The organism is Streptomyces sp. N35 (assembly GCF_016464295.1).
GTDB lineage: Bacteria > Actinomycetota > Actinomycetes > Streptomycetales > Streptomycetaceae > Streptomyces.
Genome location: NZ_JAEIMH010000054.1, coordinates 60,175 through 65,878, shown reverse-complemented (window position 1 = coordinate 65,878; position 5,704 = coordinate 60,175). Strand labels below are relative to the sequence as shown.

General features: G+C 72.7%; 8 protein-coding genes. 7 read left to right on the top strand and 1 reads right to left on the bottom strand.

Translation table 11 applies throughout. The annotated features are described in order from the left end of the window. The 3 genes from JAO81_RS27050 to JAO81_RS27040 form a co-directional block, all read left to right on the top strand. A partial coding sequence (locus tag JAO81_RS27050) for a helix-turn-helix transcriptional regulator (RefSeq protein WP_199550547.1) occupies positions 1-843 on the top strand: 843 nt, incomplete at its 5' end. Positions 844-1,027: 184 nt separating this feature from the next. Beyond that, positions 1,028-1,585, top strand: coding sequence for an RNA polymerase sigma factor (locus JAO81_RS27045; RefSeq protein WP_199550546.1), 558 nt, complete (start codon positions 1,028-1,030; stop codon positions 1,583-1,585). After that, positions 1,582-1,848, top strand: a complete 267-nt coding sequence (locus JAO81_RS27040) for a hypothetical protein (protein WP_199550545.1) — start codon at positions 1,582-1,584, stop codon at positions 1,846-1,848. The genes JAO81_RS27045 and JAO81_RS27040 overlap by 4 nt, the downstream gene beginning before the upstream one ends. Before the next feature lie 90 nt (positions 1,849-1,938). On the opposite strand, the gene JAO81_RS27035 is transcribed toward JAO81_RS27040, so the two are convergent. Continuing rightward, positions 1,939-2,574, bottom strand: coding sequence for a TIGR03085 family metal-binding protein (locus JAO81_RS27035; protein WP_199550544.1), 636 nt, complete (start codon positions 2,572-2,574; stop codon positions 1,939-1,941). 119 nt (positions 2,575-2,693) lie between these two features. On the opposite strand from JAO81_RS27035, the gene hisI reads away from it, so the two are divergent. The 4 genes from hisI (at position 2,694) to JAO81_RS27015 (ending at position 5,657) form a co-directional block, all read left to right on the top strand. Then, positions 2,694-3,065, top strand: coding sequence for a phosphoribosyl-AMP cyclohydrolase (gene hisI / locus JAO81_RS27030; protein ID WP_199550543.1), 372 nt, complete (start codon positions 2,694-2,696; stop codon positions 3,063-3,065). A gap of 26 nt (positions 3,066-3,091) precedes the next feature. Further along, the gene (locus JAO81_RS27025) at positions 3,092-4,612 is read left to right on the top strand and encodes an anthranilate synthase component I (protein ID WP_199550542.1); all 1,521 of its coding nucleotides are present in this window, start codon (positions 3,092-3,094) and stop codon (positions 4,610-4,612) included. Between the two features lie 7 nt (positions 4,613-4,619). Continuing rightward, entirely contained in the window at positions 4,620-5,249 is a 630-nt protein-coding gene (locus JAO81_RS27020; RefSeq protein WP_199550541.1) for a TIGR02234 family membrane protein, read from the top strand. A 189-nt stretch (positions 5,250-5,438) separates the two neighbouring features. Beyond that, positions 5,439-5,657 (top strand): HGxxPAAW family protein, encoded by a 219-nt coding sequence (locus JAO81_RS27015; RefSeq protein WP_165336752.1) that lies wholly within the window; start codon positions 5,439-5,441, stop codon positions 5,655-5,657. Positions 5,658-5,704 lie beyond the last annotated feature (47 nt).

Genomic DNA, 5,704 nt, shown 5'->3' with positions numbered 1-5,704 from the left:
CTGGCCGCCCCCCTCCACCAGGACGCCCGCACCGCCGCCGAGCCCGCGGCGGCCGCCGAGGGGCCCGCCGCGCGGCACGGGCTCGTACAGACCTCGACGCTCGCCCAGTGGGCGCTCGGCCGCGCGGACCTGGCCCGGGGCCGGCCGCAGGAGGCGGCGGCCCGGCTGCATCCGCTGATCGCGCCCGGACGCGGCCGTGGCCACTTCGCGATACGGATGCTCGTGGTGCCGTGCTTCGTCGAAGCGTCCGTGCTGGCCGGGCGGGCCGAGGGCGCACGGGCCGCGGTGGAGGAGTTCGCGGTGTGGGCGGGGTTCGGACATGACCCGCAGGCCCCGGCCCAACTCCTGCGCTGCCGGGCCCTGCTGGCCGCCGAAGCGCACCCGGCCGAGGCGGCGGACCTCTACACCGAGGCCTTGGCCCGGCACGAGGCGGCGGACGGCGACTTCGAGCAGGCCCGCACGGCGCTCCTGCACGGCAAGTGGCTGCGCCGCGCGCGTCAGCCCGCCAAGGCGAGGGACACGCTGCGCGACGCGCTCATCGCCTTCGAACGGTGCGGAGCCGGGGCGTGGGCCGCCCAGGCCGCGGCGGAACTCCGGGCGACCGGCGAGGCCTCGGCGTCCCAACTCCCCGGCCGGCTCGGCAGGTTGACGCCGCAGCAGCTGAGGATCGCCCGACTCGTGGCCGAGGGAGCCACCAACCGCGAGGTGGCCCGGCATCTGTCCGTCAGCCCGCGTACCGTCGACCACCACCTGCGCAATGTCTTCGCGACACTGGGCGTACGCTCCCGCGTGGAGCTCTCCCGTGCCGTGGCGCGGGCCGACGGCGCGAAGACGGACGCCTGACGGAAAAACTTCGCCCGGACGTGAATCCTTTCCGCACCTCCCCGTCTCTCATCCGTGTACCGGCCGAAGGGGCCGGGCGGAACCAGGAGGAGACGTAAAGGATGATCACTGCCCTCATCGTGATCGGAGCCCTGCTCGTGGGCGCGTGCGGCTGGCATCTCATGCGGCGTTACAGGAGCCGGAGTTGAACCGACGCTTCACCTGGCCGGACGCGCGGCTCATCCGGGCCGCGCAGGACGGCGACCTCACCTCGCTCACCACCGTCGTCATGGAATCGCAGCCGCACGTGCGCAAGTTCGCCCGCTCGCTGTGCGCCTCGCCGCAGGACGCGGAGGACGCCGCGCAGGAGGCGCTGATCATCCTCTACCGGAAGATCGGCACCCTGCGGGCCACGGGCGCGCTCGCCTCGTGGATGTTCCGGATCGTCCGCAACGAATGCCTCCGGCAGCTGCGGACGCTCGCCTCGCCGGTGCGGGCGGCACCTCACGCACCGGAGTCGTCCGCCGAGGACGCGGTGCTGGGCCGTCTGGAGGCGGAGCGGATCGCGGCGGCGGTCGGTGCCCTGCCGCGTGACCAGCGGCAGGTGCTGATCATGCGGGACGTCCAGGGGCTGCCCGGCAAGGCGGTCGCCCAGACGCTCGGTCTGAGCACCGCGGCGATGAAGTCCCGGCTGCACCGGGCGCGCGCGGCCCTGCGGGACGCGCTGGAGCAGCCGCCGTCGGAAGGAGAAGGACGACCATGAACACCGTGCAGCCGGACTTCGCCAGCAAGTCCGTGCCCCGCCACCTGGCGCGAGGGGCCCTCGGCTTCGGGCTGATCATCGGCGCGATCGCCCTCGTGCCGCTCGTCGGACCGGCCGCCCTGCTCGCGGCCCCCTTGGCCCTGATCGCTTTCCGCGGCTGTCCCACCTGCTGGGCGGTCGGCCTCGTACAGACCGTCTCGCGGGGCAGGCTGGAGCGCCGGTGCGAGGACGGCGTGTGCAGCCTCACCAAGGCCGCTCCCTGACCGCTCGAGGCGGCGTCCGCGACTTGCGCGGACCCGCCTCGTACGCCTCGTACGCCTCGTACGCCTCGTACGCCCGTACGCCCGTACGCCTCAGATCCCGAGCTGCTTCGAGCCCTGCAGCCGCTCGATCGCTTCCTTGTCGCCCTCGACCTCGACCTTCGCCGACTCCTGCCGGCCGAGCAGGAACATCGTCAGCTCACCGGGCTCACCCGTGACCGTCACGACCGGGACACCCTTGTGGGCGACCGCGGTACGACCGTCGGGGCGACGCAGCACGAGGCCGACCGGCGCCTTGCGGCCGGCCAGCTTGGCGCCCTTCTCCAGACGGGACCACAGCACGTCCGAGAAGACCTGGTCGAGCGGGCGCGGCGACCAGTCCTCCTGGGCGCGGCGCACATCCTCGGCGTGCACATAGAACTCGACCGTGTTCGTCAGCTCGTCGAACTGCTTCAGAGCCCAGGGCGAGAAGCGCGGCGGACCCGTGCGGATGAGCTGGATCAGCTCCTCGTACGGCTTGTCCGTGTACTCCTGCATCACCCGGTCCAGGCGCCCCGCGAGCTGTTTGACGAACGCGCCGCCCGCCGCGTCGGGGCGGCGCTCGCGGACCACGACATGGGCGGCGAGATCCCGGGTCTGCCAGCCCTCGCACAGAGTGGGCGCCTCGGGGCCCGCGGCCTCCAACAGGTCGGCGAGGAGCAGCCGTTCACGCTTGGCATGGGTCGACATGGTGGCCAGGGTACGTCCGGGCGGTCCGAACGGCCATGGCACGGGCCCGCCGCGGGCCCGCACGTCCGGCCATCGGACGGCGCCCCGGCGCACTGTCCCCATCCCGCACAATGGGCCCCATGACCAGCACGCCCAGCACGCCAAGCCCCTTGGATCCCCGGATCGCCGCCCGCCTCAAGCGGGGCCCCGACGGGCTCGTCCCGGCGATCGCCCAGCAGTACGACACCGGCGAGGTGCTGATGCTGGGCTGGATGGACGACGAGGCGCTGCACCGCACGCTGACCACCGGGCGCTGCACCTACTGGTCGCGCAGTCGCCAGGAGTACTGGGTCAAGGGCGACACCTCCGGCCACTTCCAGCACGTGAAGTCGGTCGCGCTCGACTGCGACGCCGATACGGTCCTGGTCAAGGTCGACCAGGTCGGAGCCGCCTGCCACACCGGCGCCCGCACCTGCTTCGACGCCGACGTCCTGCCCCTCGCCCAGCCCTGACGCTCCCACCGAAGGCCACCCCCGCCATGGACCTCGACACGTTCCGCAAGCTCGCCACCGACCGCCGTGTCATCCCGGTCAGCCGCCGCCTTCTCGCGGACGGCGACACCCCGGTCGGGCTCTACCGCAAGCTCGCGGCCGAACGCCCCGGCACGTTCCTGCTCGAGTCCGCAGAGAACGGCCGCTCCTGGTCGCGGTACTCGTTCATCGGCGTCCGCAGCGCCGCCACCCTCACCGAGCGCGCGGGTCAGGCGCACTGGCTGGGCACCCCGCCGGTCGGTGTCCCGGTCGACGGCGACCCGCTGCAGGCGCTGCGCGCCACGGTCGAGACCCTGCACACCCCGCACGACGTGGCCGAGGACGCTTCCCTGACGGGTCTGCCCCACCTCTCCGGCGGCATGGTCGGCTACCTCGGCTACGACATCGTGCGACGCCTGGAGAAGATCGGCCCCGGCGAGCGCGACGACCTGAAGCTGCCCGAACTGACCATGATGCTCACCAGCGATCTCGCGGTCCTGGACCACTGGGACGGCAGCGTCGTCCTGATCGCCAACGCCATCAACCACAACGACCTCGACACCGGCGTCGACGAGTCCTACGCGGACGCCGTGGCCCGCCTCGACGCCATGGAGGCCGACCTGTCGCGCGCGGTCGCCCAGCCGCCCGCCGTACTTCCGCCGTCCGAACTCCCCGAGTTCGACGCGCCGTTGTGGGGCGGCGAGCAGTACCAGGACGCCGTCGAGGACATCAAGGAGCGCATCCGCGCGGGCGAGGCCTTCCAGGTCGTCCCCTCGCAGCGCTTCGAAACGGCCTGCACGGCAAGCGCGTTGGACGTCTACCGGGTGCTGCGGGCCACCAACCCCTCCCCGTACATGTACCTGTTCCGCTTCGAGGACTTCGACATCGTGGGCTCCAGCCCCGAGGCCCTGGTCAAGGTCGAGGACGGCCGCGCGATGGTCCACCCCATCGCCGGTACGCGGCCGCGCGGCGCCACTCCGCAGGAGGACCAGGCGCTCGCCGACGAGCTGCTCGCCGACGCCAAGGAGCGCGCCGAGCACCTCATGCTGGTCGACCTCGGCCGCAACGATCTGGGCCGGGTCTGCGAGCCCGGCTCCGTCGAGGTCGTCGACTTCATGTCCATCGAGCGCTACTCGCACGTCATGCACATCGTCTCGACGGTCACGGGCCGCGTGGCCGAAGGCCGTACCGCGTACGACGTGCTGACCGCCTGCTTCCCCGCGGGCACCCTCTCCGGCGCGCCCAAGCCGCGCGCGATGCAGATCATCGACGAGCTGGAGCCCTCCCGCCGCGGCCTGTACGGCGGCTGCGTCGGCTATCTCGACTTCGCGGGCGACTCCGACACGGCGATCGCCATCCGCACCGCACTGATCCGCGACAACGTGGCATACGTGCAGGCCGGAGCCGGTGTCGTCGCCGATTCGGACCCCGTCGCCGAGGACACCGAGTGCCGCAACAAGGCCGCCGCGGTGCTGCGCGCGGTGCACACGGCCAACCGGCTGAACGGTTCGGCGGCCGGTGAGGGATAGTGGACACGTGACTGCTGTACCGAAGGCACGTACCTCCCCGGACGCCGAGGCCAGGACCTCCGGCGGCCGCCGCAGCCTGGCCGCCGCCCTGCTGCTCGGCGCGCTCGGCGCGACCGTCACGCTGCTCGCCTCGCGTCAGCCGTGGGCCGAGGGCGAGGCGCGGACCGTCGGCGGCGCGCTGCACCAGACCGCCACCGGCAGCGATGTGACCGGCGTGCCCGCGGCGCTCGCGATAGTGGGCCTCGCCGCACTCGTCGCCGTGTTCGCCGTACGCCGCAGCGGCCGCACCCTGGTCTCGCTGCTGCTCGCCCTGAGCGGCGCCGGCATCGTGGCCGCCGCTCTGCTCGGCGCCTCCGACACCGCCGCGCTCGACGAGAAGGCCGCGAGCACCACCGGCGACGCCACCGCGCAGATCGCCGCCGTCTCGCACAGCGTCTGGCCGTACGTGGCCTGCGCGGGCGGTGCGCTGCTGCTGCTCGCGGGCCTGCTCGCGCTGCGCTTCGGCTCCCGCTGGCCCGCGATGGGCGGCCGGTACGAGCGGGGTTCCGGCCCTCGTACCCGTAAGCAGAAGGTCGACCCGGACCGCCCCGAGGACCTGTGGAAGGCCCTCGACCGCGGCGAGGACCCGACCGGCTAGCGACGCACCGGCGCCATCGGCACCGGGACCGCGAGCCGGCGGCGCGACACCAACTCCGGGGCCGCGCGCAGTTCGCGCGCCGCCATGCGCGACAATGAAGCCAAGCGTTCGAGATTCATCCGCGGGACCAACCTCCCCCGAGCTCTTCGAGCAGGGGGACCCCCAGGGGCACGAAACAAGGAGCACGTCATGGCCCATGACCACGGACACACCCCGGCTGCCTGGGTCGGTTCGATCATCGCGTTCGTCGGTTTCTGCGTCGCCGGCGCCTTCATGGTGCTGGACAGCCCGATCGGTTTCTGGGCCGGCATGATCGTCATCGCCGCGGGCGGTGTGATCGGTGGTGCCATGCGCGCCGCGGGCATGGGGCAGAAGCCCAAGCGCCAGATCCTGGTGAACGAGGGCTGAGCACTTCTCGTACGGCGGTGGGGCGGGACCTTCTTCGGAACGGTCCC